22 protein-coding genes and 1 pseudogene are annotated in these 20,106 nt (G+C 59.1%); 6 read left to right on the top strand and 17 right to left on the bottom strand.

The annotated features are described in order from the left end of the window. Positions 1-199 precede the first annotated feature (199 nt). The 14 genes and pseudogenes from DER72_RS15230 to DER72_RS15165 all read right to left on the bottom strand — a co-directional run. Positions 200-751 (bottom strand): annotated as a pseudogene (locus tag DER72_RS15230) (TniQ family protein); the annotation flags it as partial. A 181-nt stretch (positions 752-932) separates the two neighbouring features. Further along, positions 933-1,550: a LysE family translocator gene (locus tag DER72_RS15225; protein WP_110070788.1), complete on the bottom strand. Its 618-nt coding sequence runs from the start codon at positions 1,548-1,550 to the stop codon at positions 933-935. A gap of 139 nt (positions 1,551-1,689) precedes the next feature. Further along, positions 1,690-2,298 (bottom strand): homoserine/homoserine lactone efflux protein, encoded by a 609-nt coding sequence (gene rhtB, locus DER72_RS15220; RefSeq protein ID WP_258306330.1) that lies wholly within the window; start codon positions 2,296-2,298, stop codon positions 1,690-1,692. A 145-nt stretch (positions 2,299-2,443) separates the two neighbouring features. Beyond that, positions 2,444-3,661 carry a TniQ family protein gene (locus tag DER72_RS15215; RefSeq protein WP_110070786.1) on the bottom strand — a complete coding sequence of 406 codons (1,218 nt, stop codon included), beginning with the start codon at positions 3,659-3,661 and terminating at the stop codon, positions 2,444-2,446. After that, on the bottom strand, positions 3,658-4,566 hold the full coding sequence (locus DER72_RS15210; RefSeq protein WP_110070785.1) for a TniB family NTP-binding protein: 909 nt from the start codon (positions 4,564-4,566) through the stop codon (positions 3,658-3,660). The genes DER72_RS15215 and DER72_RS15210 overlap by 4 nt, the downstream gene beginning before the upstream one ends. A gap of 2 nt (positions 4,567-4,568) precedes the next feature. After that, complete coding sequence (locus DER72_RS15205) at positions 4,569-6,251, bottom strand: Mu transposase C-terminal domain-containing protein (RefSeq protein WP_110070784.1); 1,683 nt, start codon at positions 6,249-6,251, stop codon at positions 4,569-4,571. 289 nt (positions 6,252-6,540) lie between these two features. Next, entirely contained in the window at positions 6,541-7,533 is a 993-nt protein-coding gene (locus DER72_RS15195; protein ID WP_110070782.1) for a DUF3644 domain-containing protein, read from the bottom strand. Positions 7,534-7,646: 113 nt separating this feature from the next. Further along, a protein-coding gene (locus tag DER72_RS15190) for an IS3 family transposase (RefSeq protein WP_258306328.1) occupies positions 7,647-8,878 on the bottom strand; the annotation gives its coding sequence in 2 pieces (ribosomal slippage) (positions 7,647-8,585 and positions 8,588-8,878; 1,230 coding nt in all). 81 nt (positions 8,879-8,959) lie between these two features. After that, positions 8,960-9,505 (bottom strand): hypothetical protein, encoded by a 546-nt coding sequence (locus DER72_RS16080; RefSeq protein WP_146209075.1) that lies wholly within the window; start codon positions 9,503-9,505, stop codon positions 8,960-8,962. 74 nt (positions 9,506-9,579) lie between these two features. Further along, positions 9,580-11,076, bottom strand: a complete 1,497-nt coding sequence (locus DER72_RS15185) for an RNA-directed DNA polymerase (RefSeq protein ID WP_219983319.1) — start codon at positions 11,074-11,076, stop codon at positions 9,580-9,582. 139 nt (positions 11,077-11,215) lie between these two features. Continuing rightward, positions 11,216-11,989: a competence protein CoiA gene (locus DER72_RS15180; RefSeq protein WP_258306329.1), complete on the bottom strand. Its 774-nt coding sequence runs from the start codon at positions 11,987-11,989 to the stop codon at positions 11,216-11,218. A gap of 295 nt (positions 11,990-12,284) precedes the next feature. Next, entirely contained in the window at positions 12,285-13,010 is a 726-nt protein-coding gene (locus DER72_RS15175) for an anaerobic ribonucleoside-triphosphate reductase activating protein (RefSeq protein WP_110070779.1), read from the bottom strand. Positions 13,011-13,070: 60 nt separating this feature from the next. Beyond that, positions 13,071-13,232, bottom strand: a complete 162-nt coding sequence (gene nrdD / locus DER72_RS16690) for an anaerobic ribonucleoside-triphosphate reductase (protein WP_110070778.1) — start codon at positions 13,230-13,232, stop codon at positions 13,071-13,073. Between the two features lie 42 nt (positions 13,233-13,274). Next, the gene (locus DER72_RS15165) at positions 13,275-14,996 is read right to left on the bottom strand and encodes a ribonucleoside triphosphate reductase (RefSeq protein ID WP_110070777.1); all 1,722 of its coding nucleotides are present in this window, start codon (positions 14,994-14,996) and stop codon (positions 13,275-13,277) included. 141 nt (positions 14,997-15,137) lie between these two features. Between DER72_RS15165 and DER72_RS15160 the strand changes: the two genes are divergently transcribed. Further along, on the top strand, positions 15,138-15,431 hold the full coding sequence (locus DER72_RS15160) for a DUF503 domain-containing protein (RefSeq protein ID WP_110070776.1): 294 nt from the start codon (positions 15,138-15,140) through the stop codon (positions 15,429-15,431). Positions 15,432-15,471: 40 nt separating this feature from the next. Continuing rightward, positions 15,472-16,335: an SDR family oxidoreductase gene (locus DER72_RS15155; protein WP_110070775.1), complete on the top strand. Its 864-nt coding sequence runs from the start codon at positions 15,472-15,474 to the stop codon at positions 16,333-16,335. An 85-nt stretch (positions 16,336-16,420) separates the two neighbouring features. On the opposite strand, the gene DER72_RS15150 is transcribed toward DER72_RS15155, so the two are convergent. After that, positions 16,421-17,515 (bottom strand): hypothetical protein, encoded by a 1,095-nt coding sequence (locus tag DER72_RS15150; protein WP_110070774.1) that lies wholly within the window; start codon positions 17,513-17,515, stop codon positions 16,421-16,423. Between the two features lie 260 nt (positions 17,516-17,775). Here DER72_RS15150 and DER72_RS15145 point away from each other — a divergent pair, with 260 nt between their 5' ends. The 4 genes from DER72_RS15145 (at position 17,776) to DER72_RS15130 (ending at position 19,332) form a co-directional block, all read left to right on the top strand. After that, on the top strand, positions 17,776-18,021 hold the full coding sequence (locus DER72_RS15145) for an alpha/beta fold hydrolase (RefSeq protein WP_110070773.1): 246 nt from the start codon (positions 17,776-17,778) through the stop codon (positions 18,019-18,021). 248 nt (positions 18,022-18,269) lie between these two features. After that, positions 18,270-18,848, top strand: a complete 579-nt coding sequence (locus DER72_RS15140; RefSeq protein WP_181395688.1) for an antibiotic biosynthesis monooxygenase — start codon at positions 18,270-18,272, stop codon at positions 18,846-18,848. A gap of 71 nt (positions 18,849-18,919) precedes the next feature. Beyond that, positions 18,920-19,165, top strand: a complete 246-nt coding sequence (locus DER72_RS15135; protein WP_110070772.1) for a type II toxin-antitoxin system CcdA family antitoxin — start codon at positions 18,920-18,922, stop codon at positions 19,163-19,165. Further along, entirely contained in the window at positions 19,165-19,332 is a 168-nt protein-coding gene (locus DER72_RS15130; protein ID WP_110070771.1) for a CcdB family protein, read from the top strand. The genes DER72_RS15135 and DER72_RS15130 overlap by 1 nt, the downstream gene beginning before the upstream one ends. Positions 19,333-19,361: 29 nt before the next feature. Here DER72_RS15130 and DER72_RS15125 read toward each other — a convergent pair whose 3' ends face one another. Both DER72_RS15125 and DER72_RS15120 read right to left on the bottom strand, forming a co-directional pair. Further along, the gene (locus DER72_RS15125; protein ID WP_110070770.1) at positions 19,362-19,730 is read right to left on the bottom strand and encodes a hypothetical protein; all 369 of its coding nucleotides are present in this window, start codon (positions 19,728-19,730) and stop codon (positions 19,362-19,364) included. A 67-nt stretch (positions 19,731-19,797) separates the two neighbouring features. Beyond that, a partial coding sequence (locus DER72_RS15120) for a transposase (RefSeq protein WP_146209074.1) occupies positions 19,798-20,106 on the bottom strand: 309 nt, incomplete at its 5' end.

Here is a 20,106-nt window from a genome sequence, read left to right as displayed (position 1 = left end):
CCTTTGCAGCGTGGAAAGGTGGCGGTGGGCGTGGTACATTTTGTCATGGCGGCTGTGTCGGCTAATTCTTGGTTAGGCTCTTGAATTATAACCGACTTTCAGCCGCTTTTTTCATGCCTGGTGCAATATTCGGGCTAGTGCCGAGGATCCGAGATAAGCGCTGTATTGGCGGTGGAGTCTGTCAAAGTTTGCTGCTTAATTAGTCACTTATCTTACGGCATGCAAAAGGTCCATCGGGCTCATAATGTGACAGGAATTCCGGCGGAATGCCCTCCTTGGCAAACTCCGCGCGCAGACGCTCCAGGGATTCGGGGTCTCGCTTCCCATAGGCCGCCAGCGCGAACAGTGACCGGGCTGTCTCGGGGTTGTACCGCGCTTCTGTGAAGGCTTCGTTGATCGCCCTGACCATCTCCTTCCAGTTGTGAATAGGCTTCTGCTGTCGCTCCTTCACGGGCAGGCCGCTGTTGAAGCCGGCCTGCGATTCCGGCAAGAACAGCATCGCCTGCTCTCCGCGCGGGATTACGAGCTGCGATTCGACCATGGTGATGGCGGTGGCTGCCGCCTCCAGCATTTGCAGCTGCACCGCCGGATCCAGCGTAGGGACGCCATCGGTCTTGTCCAGCGCGTGGCGGCTGGCCACTGTGCTCCCAAACATAGCGAATGCTGCCGGCCCCCTCCCGCAGTACGAGAGTGGGGTGTTCAGCTCATCCAGCACGGTGCGCAGCAACCGGAACCAGAGGCCGGCATGAACCAGGGCATAGAGATGCGTCGTCCCAGTCTCACCTTCGCCGAGGCAGAACGAAACGATAAGGCTTCACAGATCCGCATTGCTGGGCAGGCAGTGATCGTCGGTAGTGGCGTTATACACACTTGATTAATATATCTTTATTGAGGCCAATAACTACTCATGCTTTGGTTCATAATCAACCACATTAGCGAGTTGCTTGTGCTAGGGTATTTCCCCCTAACACCATGAGTACTCCCCCGCTGATGCGCTGGATAAGCCGAGAAGAATTGCCTTTTCTCTGAAGCCAACGCCTCAATGGACTAGCCAACATCACTACAACAACGTCAGCAATAGAAAACAGAAGATTAGTCGCAATACCCAACCATAGCAACTGCCAGGCAACAGGCACAGCACTTTCCGGCTGAACAAATTGAGGTAAAAATGCAACGAAGAAGAGTGCCGTTTTAGGATTGAGAACTTCTACCAAAATACTATCCCTCAGCACCCGCTTTGTGTTGATTCCCGGAACGCTTTCCCCTTGCAAAGGAACGCCTTTTCGCCATAGCCGCAACCCCACCCATAGCAAATAAACACCACCAGCGACTTTCATTGTTATATATGCGGCCGGTATTGCAGCGAATAGCAGAGCCAAGCCCAGCGCTGCCATGACCACATGTACGTAACATCCCAAATGAACGCCTGCGGCCGCTAACCAGCCAGCTCTTTTACCCCGCCCGATTGTTTGAGCAGCAGTATACAGCATTGCCGGACCAGGCAGAAATGCAAAACCCATCGTGGCAATAAAAAAAGCAGCCCACTGCATGACACCCCCCGCTTATTAAAAAAATGATTCAAGGTAATTTCGGCATAAATACTACCACGATTTCATTCTTCGCACACCTTGCGACTCTCCATGATATTGATTGTATAGCGACTTTCAGAATCTGAAATTTTTAACGAAATCAAGAGCGCTTAAAACTCGCCAAAGCCACGGCAGCTGTTACAAACAGACCTCCGAATATCCGGTTCATTTGTCGCTGACGCCAGGGGGTGGTCAGGAATCGAAACAGCTGGCTGGCAAGCAGGGCATAGCCAATCATGACCATGATGTCCACCAGAATCAGGGTTGCGCCCATGGTGGCAAGTTGTGGGCCATGAGGTATCCCTGCCACAAGGAACTGGGGAAACAGGGCGATCAGAAAAATAGTCGCTTTCGGGTTAGTTAGATTCACCATAGCTCCGTTCCAGAACTGCTGTTTCTTACTAATACCTTCCGGGTTCTCTCCCGTAGCTTCAACTGGTGACTCTCGCCATTTCTGAATGCCCAACCAAACCAGATAGGCCACCCCCATCCACTTGATTATTGATAGTGCGATATTTGAAGAGGCCACAATAGCCCCCAGCCCAGCACCGACCAGTACGATTTGCATACCGTAACCAAACTGTTGCCCAAGAATGGTTGGCATAGATTTACGCACACCGTGACGCAACCCGCTACTCATGGAGTTGACTGCACCAGCGCCAGGAGAAATACTGATCAGGAATGCTGCTACCAGAAAGGTTATCCATATTGAAAATGTAATATCTTACACCTCTGAAAAATAGTTCGATCGATACCTTGCAGGTAAAAGCAGAATATTATTTTACTATTTTATCAGTTGGATTACCGGTCTGATATTATAGTCATTTACCGACTTCGCCAGGCGACGATGGTCGTCAAAATTTTCTGCTTAATGAGTCACTTACCTTACGGCATGCAAAGGGTCCATCGGGCTCATAATGTGACAGGAATGCCGGCGGAATGCCCTCCTGGGCAAACTCGTCGCGCAGACGCTCCAGGGAGTCGGGGTCTCGCTTCCCATAGGCCGCCAACGCGAATAGTGATCGGGCTGTCTCGGGATTGTACCGCGCCTCGGTGAAGGCTTCGTTGATCGCCCTGACCATCCCCTTCCAGTCGTGCATGGGCTCTTGCTGCCGTTCCTTGGCAAGCAGGCCGCTGGTGGCGCCACTCTGCAGTGCCGATAAGAACAACGCTGCCTGCTCCCCGCGCGGGATCACGGCCTGCGATTCGAGCAGGTCGAAGGCGGTCGCTGCCGCCTCCAGCATTTGCAGCTGCACCGCCGAGTCCAGCATTTCGTAGGGACGCCACCGGTCTTGTCCAGCGCGTGGCGGATGGCCACAGCGCTCCCAGACATAGCGAATGCTGCCGGCCCCCTTCCCGCAGTACGAGAGTGGGGTGTTCAGCTCATCCAGCACGGTGCGCAGCAACCGGAACCAAAGGCCGGCATGAATACGCCGGCGCGGCAGTTCCACGTAGCCCATCGTCAGTGCCTGCCAGGTACGCCGATCCATCGTCGTAATCGCGTCAGCAGCGGCACGTGGTGTCGTATCGGCGTTCTCCCAGCCAAGATAACGCCCCGGCACCCCCCAATAGGGTTCCAGCCAGCAGCCATGCCGCGGGCAGCTCAGCATCAGGGGCAGCTTCCAGGCGAGCAATATGGCTTGTTCCGCCGAACCGTCGAGGCAGAGCGGGCAGGCTCGGCCAACTGGCTGACGGGGTAGCCAGGCCCGCCAACGTGCGGCAGTTCTGATTTTACGCTTGTGTCTCGGTAGCAGCACGGAGAGCTGGAACGCATAGGTTTCCAGGGCAGCCGGAATCTGCTCGTCGAGACTGTCCAGCAGCCACGGCACCCACCCGGCAATACTCATGCAGCGCAGCCGGTCCAGATCGATGCCGCTTCGCTGGGAGAGCGCCGTCAGCAATGACAGCGGTGGTGCAGTATCAAGGTCATCGACCTGGCCGTGCCCTAGATCATTCTCCAGAAGGTCGCGCGCGTCCATCTGATAGCAGGCGGCGACACGATGGAGCCATGAGGACAGGGCTTCGCCCTCCACGGGGGCCGGATGCAGCGGCCAGCGTGGTACCGGCTTCACATCAGCTCCCGCTCGAACTGGCGACGCCGCTCACTGGGGCCGGTGTAATCGGCCATGCTGAGCGTGCGGGGGGTGATGGCTTCCTCGCCGCTCTCCACCGAGGCGACGGCCGCCGCCATCAACAGGTGCGTCAGCTCGCCAATCGTGCCCTCGCTGCGGGTGAGCAGGTAGCGGGCCATATCCGGGCTGGCAATCGGTGAGTGCCGCCGAAGCGGGAGTGACGCGGCGAAGCTGGCCAGCAGCGAACAGCAGTCGTCGTCGGCCTCCCACAAGGGCAGCATCATGGGCGCAAACCGATTCTCCAACTGATCGTCCGAGCGGATAGCCAGGTAGGCGTCGCGCGTGCCGACCCCAACCAGCGGGATACGCAGCTCGTTACCGAGAAAACGCAGCAGGTTGAGGAATTCCCGCCGGGTGACGCTATTGCCGGCCAGCACGTTGTGCAGCTCGTCGATTATCAGTACGCGCACGCCGACCTTGCGCAACAACGTCAGTGCCAGTGGCTCCATCTCCGGCAGCCGTGGGCGCAGGCGCAATGGTGCGCCCATCGCGGCCAGCAACGCGACGTAGAAGCGAATGACCGATGGCTCCGACGGCATCTGCACGACCAGCACTGGCATGTGCTCCTGGTCGGCATCGGCGCTGGCCGGATGCGCACGCCGGAATTTCTCGATGATCATCGACTTGCCGTTGTTCGTCGGACCTACCAGCAGCAGGTTGGGCATGCGTTGCTTGTTCGGCCACGCATACAGGGTTTCCAGCCGGCTCAGTGCTTCCACCGCACGCGGATAGCCGATCCAGCGGTCGGCGCGAATGCGCTGGATACGCTCGTCCGCCGGTAGCCGAGCCAATCCCTGCGCTGCCGGCAGCAGGTGGGACAAGTCGATGGTGGGAGACTCGTCCATGGCTACCACTCCTCGATCTGGTCGAACGGCTTGGCCCGCGGCAGGTTGTCTGCCTGCGGGTCAGCCATGTCCACCAGTGTCGGCGGGACTGGCTTGCCAGACTGAGGCGACGCCTTGAAATGACGGCGACGATCCGCATCGCGCCGCGCCTTGCGGGTGCTCTGCTGCGCGGTGATGACGATCTCACGCATCTGCTCGATCATGCGGAACAGCGCCGACTCGTCCACCTGATCACGTCCGAGCTCACGTAGCCGTGCCAACGCTTGGCGTTGCTCCCAGAGCGTAACGGCCGGATGGGACAGCGTTCGGTAGGGGATCTCCAGGTAGTGCTGGCCCTCCGGCTCCAAGACCCAGATACGGCTGATGTCGCGTGGATCGCGCCGGATCAGGAAGACGGGCAAGCGGTCACGCCGCGCAATCCACGGCTTGAGCGCGTCGGCATAGTAGTGGATGTGGTCAATGACGAAGCCAGTTCGCGTCAGCGTGCGGCGGATGACCGGCAGGAAATCGACCAGAAACGCCGTAGGGCGGGTGACGATGGCCGGTGTGTCGACACGCATCACCGCCTCGGCCCAGCACGCGGCCGGCGGCTGGAGCAGGCTGTTGTGCACCGAGCCGTGATAGGTGCCGACCGCCAACGCGAGCCAGCGCTCCAACTCGCGCAGCGTCAGGACGGCCTTGTTCTCGGCGTCGTACTCCCCGCGCTGGCCGGGATGGGAGAAGGTCGTCCCCGGCAGCTCGTCATGGATCATCTGCATCGCCGTGCCGATGACACGCTCCACGATGCCGCCGTAGTGCGGCTGCCCGGGCGGGCGATAGTCCAACCGAATGCCATGCTGCTCGCAGCCGCGGCGCAGCGCCTCGCTCTTGAACTCGGCCGCGTTGTCCAGGTAAAGCAGCCTTGGCTTGCCGCTCATCGGCCAGTCCATTTCCACGTCCAGTCCTTCCAGCCAGGGGCGCTTGTCGCAGGCGCCGTGCGCGAGGCACAGGCCAACCGAGACGGCGGACGGTGATTCCAGTGTGACCACCATGCCGAGTACGCAGCGGGTGAACACATCGATGGCGATGGTGAGGTAGGGACGACCAATCGGTTGTCGGTCGCGCTCGTCGACCACGATCAGGTCGATGACCGTGTGGTCCATCTGCACTTGCTCCAGCGGCGCGGTCACGGCGGGAGGTACGCCACCGACACCTTGCAGGTCGCGGGACGCCTCCCGGCCTTCACGGCGGCGAGTGGTCTTGAGCGGATCGAGATCGGCGATCCGCCGAGCCACGGTGTTCCGCGCTGGCACCATTAGCTTCTGCGCTTTACACGCCTGCGCGACGTCCCGGTGGAACGCCGCTAGGCTGCGCTTCTGCTTGGTCAGGAAGCGCTTGTGCAGCAGCTCACGGATGATGCGTTCGACCGACTCCGGCAGCCGCCCCTTACCCTTGCCACCGCCGGACCGGCCGGGAGCCAGGTCCGTGACAAGGCCACTGCCTTGTCGGGCGCGGCGGATCAGGACATACACCTGCCGCCGGGACAGGCCAAGCGCTTGAGCGGCGTCGTCGGCGGCCTCATGCCCGACCACCTGAAGTGCCGCCAAGGGTCCGATGATGGCCGTTCGGTGCCGGGCCTGTGACCAGGCTTCATCGGACAGGGTGGCCACGCCTTGCTCGGTAATCGGTGAGGTGTCTGATGCCATGCCCCGACCCGCCTGTGGTGCATAGGAGTACTGAGCATAGTCGAGGTTGGTGAAGGCGACTGCTGATACCGGGCTGTCAGGAGCCGCCTTCACACCTGGCGTTGCGACCCGTCACCTGGTGCAGTCGTCTTCTGAAAATGACACCTGGAGAGGCGGTCAGCGCGCGTAAAGAAAACGACCATATGATTCACGGCTGCTACCGGCCAGGAACGGACATTTAGGATATGCTAACTATTGGCTTTGCGGCGCACCGGAGCGCAGCGTAGGTGCATCCGACAACAGCCACTTGTTAACTTGCTTTTGTATAGTGCTTGTCGAATTCTTTTTGGATATTAGGGTTATAAAATGTCTTTTTCCCGCCTTTGGGGTTCTTCGGGTTCAGGAACCTTTCGTAAGCATACCGCTTGTCCTTTTCCAATTTCTTACGAATCTTGTGGTACTTAGAGTTCATCTTGAAGTCAGAGTATCGCTTTGCCAGACGCGTGCTTAGGACATCATAATCCCAAGGATACTTATCTGTTATGTCTTCTTCAGAGAGCATTACGGCTGTAGCATTGGGATCATTAGTAATTTTAACAGGCAACCCAGAAGTGCTTTTGACTTTCTGAAACTTTACGTCAATTCTTAATGTTAAATTGTAATCTCCGACATTATCGTTGTTATCATATGCCTCTTCAGATTTCTTTATATATTCCAAAACCTTTCTTTCATTCGAATTTAAAGAGACCCCGGGTGCCTCGTCAAAATTTCTAAAAAATGACAATGGCATTAAGTAAAAGTTATATCCAGACAAAACATCGCCAAACCATGTGGATACTAAATGTAGATAGTTTTGAAGCGATGCACTTCCTAACTCCTGAACTTTCAGTGATAGCAGAAGATCATCATTAACGAAGTGGATTGAATTGTCTCTGATCTCAACAAGTGCAACAAGGTTGTCATTTACTGCCTTTTCGATCTTCACGCCATAGTCTTCAGTAACAATTCTGTACGCCTCAAACAAATTAATAGACATTGGATTTCCAGATCTATTTCTCTTGGGTCGCCGAACCGCAGATCTTTTACCGCTTTTGAGAACTCTATACTCCATTGCATAAAGTGAGGCCAGCTTGTTGCTCGCCAAATTAAGGACTTTGGCTTTTAGGAGAAGCTCCCATGAGTTAATGCATAATACAGAGAATGTTTCTTCACGATATTTAAAGTCCGGTTTGTTATAAATCTCTATAGCCGAAAGCATAGCGGCTATAGATTTTTCAAGCATTAATCTGGATCGAGACTTCATATGCTTCCTTTTTGACAGTTAACGTTGCAAGTAAAGGCGATCGATAGCGAGTCCAGCGCCAAAGGCGCGATGTTTAAAGTGGACCCCATCGTCAAGACAGAAAACGTCCCGATTTAAGTTATCGTCTCGGCCTTGGCTGCAGCTGCACAGCGCTGCCCTGTGTCATGGTCCTGAGCGGTGTCACGTTGATGACCAAAGTGATCGGGAATGGCGGCACCGCCGCCAGTCCCCAACGCATACACGGTGTCCGGGGTCTGGTTCTCCAGCGACTGGTGAGGCCGCTGGGCGTTGTAGAACGAGAAGTACGCGGATAGGCCGAGGGTCAGCTCTCCCAAGCTCGCATAGCCCTTCACATACACGTCCTCGTACTTGACCGTCCGCCATAGCCGCTCGACGAAGATGTTGTCGAACGCGCGCCCACGGCCGTCCATGCTGATGGCGACGCCGGCTTGCTTGAGCACCCCCGTGAAGGCCTGGCTCGTGAACTGCGAGCCTTGGTCACTGTTGAAGATCTCCGGCGTGCCATGTAGCCGCAGGGCGCTTTCCAAGGCGTCGACGCAGAAGGACGCCTCCATGGTATTGCTCACCCGCCAGCTGAGCACCTTGCGGCTATACCAGTCGATGATGGCGACCAGGTACACGAAGCCGCGCGCCACCCGAATGTACGTCACATCGGTACTCCACACCTGATTGGGGCGTGTGATCGACACGCCGCGCAGCAGGTACGGGTAGACCTTGTGCTCAGGATGCGGCCGGCTGGTCATGGGGCCCGGCGCCATACCTGCCAACCCCATGCCGCGCATCAGCCGCTGTACGCGCTTGCGATTGACGCGAAAGCCATGGCGACCGAGTTCCACGACCATCCGGCGGCTACCGTAGAACGGCCATTGCGTGTAGATCTCATCGATCGCATGGCAGAGTTCGACATCCTGCTCGGAAGGCTCCGTTGGCTGCCGTTGAGCGTAAACGGTGGACCTGGCGACCCCTGCCAGGGCGCACTGGCGGAGCAGCGGCACTCGGTCGGCCGCGTCGATCCAGCCGCGGCGGATCATGGCAGGTTGATTCCGGATTTTTTTTTCAGCCAGTCGAGCTCCATCTTCAGACGGCCGATTTCCCCGTAGAGCTTCTCGTCTGACTGGTACTCGGGCTTTGGCTTTGGCCCGCGCTTCTTGTCGAACAAGGAGGCGGAGTCCGCCAGGAGGGCCTTCTTCCACTGACCGACCTGCACAGGGTGGACACCGAATTCCTGAGCGATTTCGTTCGCCGTCTTCAGGCCACGGACAGCCTCCAGGGCGACCTTGGACTTCAGCTCTGGTGAGTGGGTGTTACGTTTCTGTTTCGACATCTCTGGTCCCTTCGAAATCGGCCTCGGCATATCTTAAACCAGTGTCTTGATTTCAGGGTCCACTATAGTTGCCCTTCCTTGTTAAACAATTTGTAGCACCCCAAAAATCATGAACAATAGAAGAGCCGATGCAAAAGATACTAACTGAACTGCTAGTGCATAGTGAGAATGTTGATCACAGGCTTTGAGTGGCGTTAATGTTTCTGTGGTTATACTTAAAATCGCTTGATCAAGTTCATTTTTTAGCTCTTCAGGTGATTCTTTGCGCCCAACCTCACTAAGCTTTTGCTCTATCATAGGCTGCCGATTAATTAAAAGAACATGATGAGAATTTAACTTATATAGGTTCCACATTGCGTATAAAGAAGAAATGCCCGATATAACAAAAAAAGACCAAGAAACGAAAAGAACGCAAGGCCAAGCCAGTGATTCCTTGTCTGGGCCTACGAGATTACCTGAGAATGAAATTGTACCTACAATAACTGCCGCTGTTATTGTTAGAACCACCTTCGAAACGTCCAACCGGCTATTCCAATATGGGCCATGAACTCCAGTCATTTTTTGAGCAGTCTCGTCCATAGCTTTATCAAGAGCAGGCATAATTTCTTTTACGTTTAACTCTTTCACAATTCTTCCTGTTTAATTCTTGACTTTGCGGCGTTCCGGAGCGCCGCATAGGCGCGTCCGTCAACGGCCATTTGTTATGTATTTTTGCTCCACTTGGCCAATACTGTCTCGAAAGGTCCGTCGTACTGATGACCATTAATAAAGAACTTTCTTTCGTCGCTAGGCAACCCAGACGCCCCAAAAATGAAAGCCATACGCTGCCAAGCGTCCATCTGAGGATAGGACTCCTTATGTTCACGCAGCCAATCAAAGGCTTTGTTAATAGCAGCTGAAAGAAGAATTTCCCTCCTGGCATATGGATCACTAATTTGGTATCGTCCAGCCAATGAAGGAAAATGATTAATGTATTCATTTCTAGTGAACAAACTTAGGATAGACAACCTGAAAAATTCGCTCCTAGAAATCTCTTCTGTATCAAGAAGGCCAATTAGCTTTTCCCCAATTTTTTTCCACTCTTCCGGTTCAATTGATTGTATTGACGCAATGTAAGCACAAATATTAGCCAAACATGGACCAAGCTTTTCAAAATTCTCTAAGGAAACATCGAGCGCACCGGGATGCCCAACTTGAGCAAGCCGCCTGTAGAACCACCGCAGCCTGATGTAATCCACCTCATCTTTTGACAAATACTCTTCTATAATATTTCCAACGATTCGATCAGAAAATTGACTCCAATCTTCAGGCTTTATAGCATTGTAAGAAATCGATTGATAGGGATTTCCGCCAGTATACTTTCGTATTATTCGTAATAACTGCTCTTCACTTTTATCTATCGGCCTGTCTTCAATCATTTCCGAACACAAAGCTCGAAAATCCTCTGGGTCGTAAAATTTTGTTTTATGCCTCTGCAGCATTAGCCTTTGCTGCTTGTCCAAGGTGGAGGCAACTAGAGCCAATGCCGACTTGGCAGACTTTTTTGAGTCGCAAAATATTATGATATCGTCTGCATATCTAATGAACTGGAGGCCGTTTGCAGCTAGACTATTATCTATAGGAATGAGAGTCGACTCAGCGATTAAATGGATAGGATGCGGACCGATCGGTACGCCTCTTGAAACTTTTGCAGTAGTCGATTCAAGAAGTGAGATTAACCATTTTATAGCTTGATTCGGAAAACCTGACTCTATTAGCTGATTTTCGACTGCATGGTGATATATCTGGTTATAAAAATCAGCTATATCGCAGTAGAGAATAACTAAGCAACTGTGAGACTTTCTGTGTGCAGTCGTCCAAAAGTCATTCCATGCCGTTTTAGTGCTATAAAGCCCTTCTTCGAGTGAAGGGGAAAAACGATAGCTAAACACTTCTCCTTTAGCTCTCCTTCGGACCTCGATCCCTTTTCCAAATTGATGAACTAGTGCTGACAATAGAATTGAGTCTTGGGGATGTAGCTGCGTCGCTTGACGGTAGGAGATTTCATCTTTTGGAACGATGAACCGTCTGCACACTCTGGGCTCAAAGCCACTTAAAGGCTTACCTTCCACGAGAGTAAAAAAATCATCGCGTTTGGCGTTAATTGCATCAAGCTCTCTGATTTTAGGGAATAAATCGCCATCAGAGTGCTTTTCCACGAATTCGATGCTCCACTCTAAAGATTCCCTGCTTAGAGTCATTGCTCGCTCCCATTGTCACACATAAAGCCAACAGCACGCGCGGCTGCGGAATGGAGGCGAAGCCGCAATGGAGTAGACGTCGCCGTGACTGTGATTGTTAGGAGTAGATACCACCAAAAAACTCCACGAATTTTTGCTTCGGATAAGCTCTGACCAAACCATTTTTGGCCTTCGGGTCATATTCAATGAGATGCCATACTAGATCCGTACCAAAATCCATATATACGTGTTTTGTTGCAGCCTCCCATTTGGCAAGGAGCTTACTACGACCAACCCACCTAATCTTGCGAAGGGAAGGATCGTCTGTATGGGCACCACAAACACTCTGATGGAAATATATTCGGTCAAAGTCCCTTTTAGCGCCGTTTACTACCCAAATCATCTGTTGGTAGAAGCGCTCTCGGGCACTCATCTCTTCGGCAGAGATTGAATAGCTTTGAAACTCGATGACCACATTCTTCTCAACGTAGACATCTGCAATGTGTCTTTCTCCCGTTTTCTCATCGGTAAACACACGTTCCTGACTCTTGCTCGGGAAGTAAGACTTCCACGTTCTGTGCCACTCAGATTCGTTTTCCCACCAAGGGTCGCATAATTCTCGGGTTTTATGCGCCCAGTGATGGACTTTGAAGTTTCCACATTTCGCAATGACATCACTATTACAACAAGGGCACTTTCCATGCAGCCCCTTTTCCGCCTCAACCCTATAGCCATTTACGAACGCGTACCGCACTCGAATCTCTCCTAACTGTTCAGCATTTATTCGCCGTGCGCAGCATGGCGAATAAATGCCTGTTGGACTAAGCCGCACATCAGGCTGCCATGCAACTTCTATAGGGTATTGTATTGGCCGGAGTGCGGCCTGAGGCATCCGGTCGCGCGGGTACAACATGGATGAACGTGCCTGCTGTCTTTACCGGCATGCCGGCTTTGGGTCGTTATCTGCCTTCATGCCCTCCTCTCTCCCTACCGATAGACTAGATGCTGATGCTCGCATTTCCGGCAAGCGGCCGTGTAGATCGGGCCGTCCTTCGAGACTCTCACGCTTTTCCAGGCGCAGGCCGGGGATGGCGGCGTGCCGGCAACATTCTGTAACCTAGCAGCCTGACACCTAAGCCGCCTGAGCACCAGTGGGCAATGGCTTACAAGGCAGTGTCGTCTTTGGCTTACGTCCTCAGTTCAATACGCACGAAGGCCGGCGCCAGGGTCTCCACCAGCGCTTCGAGCTCGCCGAGGGTCGGGGCGCTGGGCACCGGGCGGGCGTAGGCGGGATCGAGGCAGCGGCCGGGGCGGGCCACCTGCAGGGCGTAACGGGTTACGCCCCATTCGGCGAGGTCGAGGGCCAGGCGGCGCAGGCTCTCCAGGTCGAGATCGCGCCAGTGAACGGTGGTGCGGCACTCGAAGGCGACGCCGCTTTTCAGCAGCAGCTCGAGGCTCTCGGCGTGGGCGGCGGCCAGGCCGGGGCGGCCGACGATGGCGTCGAAGCACGCCGCCGGGCCCTTCACATCGAGCCCCACCCACGCCAGGTGCGGCAGCGTCTCGGCCAGGCGGCGCGGGTAGACCCCGGCGGTATGCAGCCCCACCTTGAAGCCAAGCGTTTGCGCCCGGGCGGCGGCGACGGGCAGGTCGGCATGCAGGGTCGGCTCGCCGCCGCTAAAGACGATGCCGTCGAGCAGCCCCTGGCGCCTGGCCAGGAAGGCTTCCACCTCGGCCCATTCGCCGGGCGCGGCACGGCGGGGCGCGAGCATCCCGGGGTTGTGGCAGTAGCCGCAGCGCAGCGGGCAGCCCTGCAGGAAGACCACGCAGGCCAGGTGATCCGGGTAGTCCAGGGTGGTCATGGGGGTTAGGCCGGCCACGGGCAACCGCGGCCGGCAAGATTCGTCGTGGGACATGGGCGCGTTCCGGCCGAGCGCCCCGGGCACGGGCCCGAGGCGCCCGGCATGGCGGTGGGGTCAGGGGGTGGCGGCCTGCTCGCTGAAGTGTCGCCGCTCGCGGTGCTCGGACTGCTTGCCGCGGTTGAACTGGCTGACGGGGCGGTGATAGCCCATCACTCGGGTCCAGACCTCGCAGCGCTGGCGCGCTTCGGTGGGCAGGCTCTCGACGCTATGACGCATGGGATACTCCTTTTCAGGTTGGTGGTATTGCGGGGAAAGGCCTCAGGCCATGGCGTCGGCCCGAGCATGCTTTGCCAGAAGGGCGTCATCGCACTTCGGGCAGAACTCGTGTTCGCCGGCCAGGTAGCCGTGCACCGGGCAAATCGAGAAGGTCGGCGTCACGGTGATATAGGGCAGGCGGAAGCGGGAGAGCGCGCTCTGCACCAGCTTGCGGCAGGCCGCCGGTGAGGAGAGCCGCTCCCCCATGTAGAGGTGCAGCACGGTGCCGCCGGTGTAGCGGGTCTGCAGCGGGTCCTGGTGCAGCAGCGCCTCGAAGGGGTCGTCGGTATAGCCCACCGGCAGCTGGCTGGAGTTGGTGTAGTAGGGAGAGTCCGGCGTGCCCGCCTGGAGGATGTCGGGGTAGCGCTTCTGGTCCTCCTTGGCGAAGCGGTAGGTGGTGCCCTCCGCCGGGGTCGCCTCCAGGTTGTAGAGGTGGCCGGTGGCCGCCTGGAACTCGCGCATCCGCTCGCGCACGCGCTCCAGCAGCTCGATGGCCAGCTGCTGCCCCTCGGGGTTGGCGATATCGAAACGGTCCTCGAAGAAATTGCGCACCATCTCGTTGAGGCCGTTCACCCCCAGGGTGGAGAAGTGGTTGCGCAGGGTGCCGAGGTAGCGGCGGCTGTAGGGGTAGAGGCCGTCGTCCATCCAGCCCTGGATGCAGCCGCGCTTGATCTCCAGGCTGTCGCGGCCGAGCGCGAGCAGCCGGTCCAGCTCCTGGAAGAGCCCCGTGCGGTCGCCGGCGAAGCGATAGCCCAGGCGCGCGCAGTTGATGGTCACCACGCCGAGCGAGCCGGTCTGCTCGGCGCTGCCGAACAGGCCGTTGCCGCGCTTGAGCAGCTCGGTGAGGTCGAGCTGCAGCCGACAGCACATGGAGCGCACCATGTGCGGCTCCAGGTCCGAGTTGAGGAAGTTCTGGAAGTAGGGCAGCCCGTACTTGGCAGTGAGCGCGAAGAGCCGCTCGGCGTTGTCGCTCTCCCAGGGGAAGTCCGGGGTGATGTTGTAGGTGGGGATCGGGAAGGTGAACACCCGCCCCTGGCAGTCGCCCTCCTCCATCACCTCCAGGTAGGCGCGGTTGAGCAGGTCCATCTCGGCCTGCAGCTCGCCGTAGCTGAAGGGCTGCTCCGCGCCGCCGATGATCGGCACCTGGTCGCGCAGGTCCGCCGGGCAGGTCCAGTCGAAGGTGAGGTTGGTGAAGGGGGTCTGGCTGCCCCAGCGCGACGGCACGTTGAGGTTGTAGATAAATTCCTGCACCGCCTGCTTCACCGCCGGGTAGTCGAGGGCGTCACGGCGCACGAAGGGGGCCAGATAGGTATCGAAGGAGCTGAACGCCTGGGCGCCGGCCCACTCGTTCTGCAGGGTGCCGAGGAAGTTGACCATCTGCCCCAAGGCGCTGGTGAGGTGCCGGGGCGGCGCGCTCTCCGCCCGACCCGGCACGCCGTTGAAGCCCTCGATCAGCAGCTGGCGCAGCGACCAGCCGGCGCAGTAGCCGCTGAGCATGTCCAGGTCGTGGATATGCAGGTCGCCCTCCCGGTGGGCCTCGCCTACCGCGGCGGGATAGACTTCATCCAGCCAGTAGTTGGCGATCAGCTTGCCCGAGGCGTTGAGGATCAGCCCACCCAGGGAGTAGCCCTGGTTGGCGTTGGCGTTGACGCGCCAGTCGGCGCGCTGCAGGTATTCGTTGACCGTCGAGGCGACGTTGACGGCGCCGGTCGGCTGGCGTTGCATGGGTGTTCCCTCACTGGCCAATTATCTATATATGGTGCATTTTCTTCTTTCATACACCATATGTTGTGCCAGAGAAGGGTAGACATCCGGACGAGACGGGGAAATGATCCAGGTCAGGAAAAGGGCGAAGGAGGGGTCAGGATGCACATGGGGATTCTCACGCTGCACATCTCGCTGCCCGGCTGCCGCTCGCTGAAGGAGAAGCGCCAGCGCATGGGCGGCCTGCACGAGCGCTTCGGGCGCAACCCGGCGGTGGCGGTTTGCGAGAGCGGCGCACACGACCGGCTGGAGGCGAGCGAATGGACCTTCGTGGCGGTGGCCAACGAAGGTCCCAAGGTGGAGGCGCTGCTCGGCGAGATCGAGGACAAGGTCCAGCGCACCGTGGATGGCCGGGTGATGGAGGCGACCCGGGAGATGCTGCAGGGCGGCCCGTGAGGCCGGCCATCGAGCGCCTGAACCAGAACAGGAGAGATGAATGACGGATGCACGCCCGGATAAGACGCGCAGCCTGCTGATCACCGGCTGCTCCAGCGGGATCGGCCACGCCGCGGCCCACGCCATGGCGGCGCGGGGCTGGCGGGTGTTTGCCACCGCCAGAAAGGAGGCAGACGTGGCCCGGCTGAAGGAGGAGGGCCTGGAGGCGCTGGCGCTGGACCTGGACAGCAGCGCCTCCATCGAGGCGGCGGTGGCCGAGGTCGAAAAGCGCACCGGCGGGCGGCTGACCGCGCTCTTCAACAATGGCGCCTACGGCCAGCCCGGGGCGGTGGAGGATCTCTCCCGGGAGACGCTGAGGCAGCAGCTCGAGACCAACCTGCTCGGCACCCACGAGCTCACCGCTCGGGTGCTGCCGATGATGCGCGCCCAGGGACACGGACGCATCGTGCAGAACAGCTCGGTGCTGGGGTTCGCCGCCCTGCCCTACCGCGGCGCCTATATCTGCTCCAAGTTCGCCCTGGAGGGGCTCACCGATACCCTGCGCCAGGAGCTTGCGGGCAGCGGCATCCACGTCAGCCTGATCCAGCCCGGCCCCATCACCAGCCGCTTTCGCGAGAACGCCCACCGCGCCTTCCGGGCCCAGATCGCTACCGCGCGCAGCGCCCATGCCGAGACCTACCGCAAGGTGGAGGCGCGGCTGGCCAGCACCGAGAGCAAGGCTGCCTTCACCCTGGGCCCGGAGGCGGTGGTGGCCAAGCTGATCCACGCCCTGGAGCATCCGCGCCCCAGACCCCGCTATGCGGTCACCCTGCCCACCCATCTCTTTGCCGCCCTGAAGCGGGTGCTGAGCACCCGGGGCATGGACCGGGTACTGCTGCACTCGACCCGGGACGAGCGGGAGTAGCCGGCCGGCTACCCAGACCGCCTACGCAAGGAGGGGGCGCTGCATCAGCGCCCCCTCCGCGGACTCGTCTCTCTGCGCCGCCGACTCAGTAGCTGGAGCGCGCCAGGCGCAGCCTGGCCTCGCGGCGGGCGGTGTGCCAGCGGTAACCCAGGGCAAGGATCAGGATCAGGCCCACCACGCCCAGCATCGGGTAGACGGTACCGATCAGCGCGCTGAAGCCGAACTGGCTGAGCAGCAGGCCCACCGCGGTGAAGATCACGCTCAGCACCTTGAAGCGGGACGTCTCGGGGGTGGCGAAGCGGGCGGTAAAGGCGAAGAACATGCCCACGGCGGTGCTGTAGATCATGCAGATCAGCGCCAGGGACATGACCATGGCCACCGCCGGCGAGAGCGCATTGGCCAGCATCAGTGACGGCATCTCGACGCCCACCAGGCGGTCGAGGTTGGCAAAGAGACCGATGTTGAGCAGGAAGATCAGCACGCCCAGACCCACGCCGCCCAGGATACCGCCCAGCGCCGCCTGGCGGCTATCCGGGGTCAGGCCGCCGATCACCGACAGCATCGGGAAGCCCACGGCGATATTGAAGGAGGCGTAGAGCAGCGCGCCGATGAACCAGTGCGACACCGGCCAGCCGTCGCTGATGGTGGCGAACTCGCCCGAGGCGGTGTTCAGTGACTCCAGGGAGGCGTCGCTGGCGAAGAAGGAGTAGACGGTAATGGTCATCACCAGCAGCAGCAGCACCGGCATGATGGCGCTGATCAGGTTGATGATGCCGCGCACCCGCAGGCAGAGGGTGGCGATCACCAGCACGCTGAGCAGCACGCCGCCGAACAGCGGCGGCATGCCGTACTGCTGCGCGAAGATGGAGCCGCTGCCGGCCAGCATCACCACGCCCACGCCGAACAGGAAGAAGGAGAGCACCAGGTCGATGGCAAGCCCCGCCCGACGACCGAAAAGCGCCGCCAGCACCTCCTTGTGAGAGCGCGCCTGCAGGCTCGAGCTCATGCGCGCGATCTGCATGCCCAGGAAGGCGAACAGCAGCCCGCTGACCAGGGTGCCGGCCACGCCGATCAGGCCGTAGCCGGTGAAGAACTGCAGGACCTCCTGACCGGAGGCGAAGCCGCCGCCGATGATGATCGACATGAAGGTCATGGCGATCAGGAAGGGCTGTTTGGTCATGGTCTCGATACCTCGCAATGCAACAGGCCGGGCGCCCAGGGGCGTTTGAAGGCCATTGACTGTTTCAGGGGCAGCAGCGGGCGCAGCCTTGGTGAAAGAGAGCGCGGGCAGGAGACATCGCCCCCATCCGCCAGGATGCGGGGGAGTATACGATAGGCAATCTAGTTGATTATCAGGGATTTTTTCTATTTTTAGAAATTAATATCAGGGAATTAGCCTTTAGTCTCAAGGGTTTTGTCGGCTAATAGGCATAGACATGGATGATCATTCTGCCATTCATGCACATCGGCATACAGATGGCCTTCCGCGGCTCGGCTCGACGCGACGGTGAGTGTCAATGGCCATCAGAACTGACCCACCTGTGGCCAACCGACGTCGACGCCAACCGGCAGCTGTTGCCGGAGTTCGAGGCCGTGATCATGGAAGAGGCCGATCACTTCCTGCACATGGCCAAGCCGGAGGCCTTCAATCGTGAACTGGAACGAGTGATCGGCACACCACCATGATGCCGCTGCTCGAATCCGATGCTGCCAAGCCCCGACCAACCAGAAAGATCATTCCAGCCACCTCGGCGCATAGCAGCAAAAACGACCAGAACCCCAACTTTTAAAAGCTGATCTCCCCGCCAGGCGCGGGCGGCATGGTATACTTCTTGCTTTGATTTGAATAGTTGCTGCATGAACGCTCACGAGGGCCTACCCGGCCCGAGTGAATCCGGCGCCCTACCCCGGCGCCCTCGTCAAGGAGATACACCATGTCCCCTGCCCCCGTGACCCTGATGGTGGCGCGACGCGTCTCCCGCGGCCGCTACGCCGATTTCACCGCCTGGCTGGAGGAGGGCCGCGCGCTGGCCGCCGACTTCAGCGGCTACCTGGGCTCCGGCGTGCTGGCCCCGCCGCCCGGCGACGACGAGTACCAGATCATCTTCCGCTTCCGCGATGCCGATACCCTGGCGGCCTGGGAGCACTCCGCCTCGCGCCGCGCCTGGCTGTCTCGCGGCGAGGGGCTCTTCGTCGCCCCCCAGGAGCACCGCGCCACCGGCCTGGACGGCTGGTTCCAGGACGCCACCGGCCAGACGCCGCCGCGCTGGAAGCAGGCCATCGCCATCTGGCTCGCCTTCTTCCCGGTCTCGCTGCTGTTTCAGGCGCTGTTCGGCGGCCTGCTGGCCGGCCTGCCGATGGTGCCCAAGGTGCTGGTCAGCACCCTCGCGCTCACCCCGGTGATGGTGTTCCTGTTCATCCCGCTCTCCATGCGCCTGCTCGGCCCCTGGCTGCGCGGCGAGGTCTCCATTCTGGCGCGGCTGAGCCGGCGGATGCACCAGCGCGGGGCGTGAGGCGCCGCCACACTTGCCGAACACACCGGGTGCGCACACACTATACGCATGCCCGCTGCGAGGCCATTGAGATGACCCTGCCCTACGACACTCAAGCTCCCAAGAAGGCCACCAACGTCAGCATCAACAGCGACCTCCTCCAGCAGGCACGGCGCCTGGGCATCAACCTTTCTGCCACTTTCGAGAGCGCGCTGTCGGATAAGGTACGTGCGGAGCAGCGCGAACGTTGGCAGCAGGAGAACTCCGACGCCATCCGCGCCTACAACCAGTTCGCGGAGGAACACGGCACCTTCGGTGACGGCGAGCGGACGTTCTGATGGCGCAGTTCCACGCCTACGAGAACCGCAACCCGGCCTCGCGCGAACGCTACCCCTACCTTCTCGATATACAGTGTGATCTGCTCGGCGAGCTGCGCACGACCGTCGTCGTGCCGCTCTGCCCTGCCGGCATCGCCGCCGTCGATTTCCTGGTGACGGGCATCTGACCCGGCCAGCGGGCTTCACCATGGCCGGCCTACCGGCCCACCCCCAGATACTTGACCCTGCGGTAGAGCGCCGCGAGAGCACCACCGCCCAGCATCATGCCGAGACCCGCCACCACCATGAACAGGGCGTCATAGGCCACGGCGCCGGAGGTCGAATAGGCCCCCACCAGCATGCCGATATGCCGCACCACCAGATAGGTACCGATCAGAAAGGTGCCGGCACGCACCAGGTCGTCGTCCGCGATGCGGCCGCTCGCCCCATCACCCACTCCCCCTGCGCCATGCAGCCGCTCCGCCAGGCGGCCGGCGAAGCACCACAGCAATACGCCGCCCACCATGGGTACCGCCAGCGTGGCGATCAGCACCGGCAGCAGCTCGGCTGACCAGAACTCTCCCACATGGGGACCCAGCAGCGCCGGAAGGATGGCGAAAAGCGTGTTCAGGAAGAGATGGTTCTTCGTCGTTTCATGTGGATTTGGCCTGATCGATCAGGCGGCCCACCGGGCTGCCAATCAGGTAGATCATGGCGATGAAGTTGGCCTCGTTCCGGTAGCCTCGGGCGCGTGAGCGAGCCGCCTGGAACAGGCCGTTCATGCCTTCCAGTCGTGCGTTCGTCAGTCCCGAGATCCAGCGCCTAACCACTGCATCGGCATGGCGCTCCAGCGTTGCCAGAGCCTTCCCCATCGGCTTCAGCAGTGGCTTCGCCGAGACGGCCGCCTTCATGACCTTGAGGTAGTGCGTGATGCGCCACCGAGCCGCTCGCGGCGTCGGGGC

Origin of the sequence: Halomonas sp. A11-A (genome assembly GCF_003182195.1) — a bacterium.
Lineage (GTDB): Bacteria > Pseudomonadota > Gammaproteobacteria > Pseudomonadales > Halomonadaceae > Halomonas > Halomonas alkalicola.
Note: the sequence above shows the minus strand (reverse complement) of the source record. Positions and strands in the feature narration are given on the sequence as shown.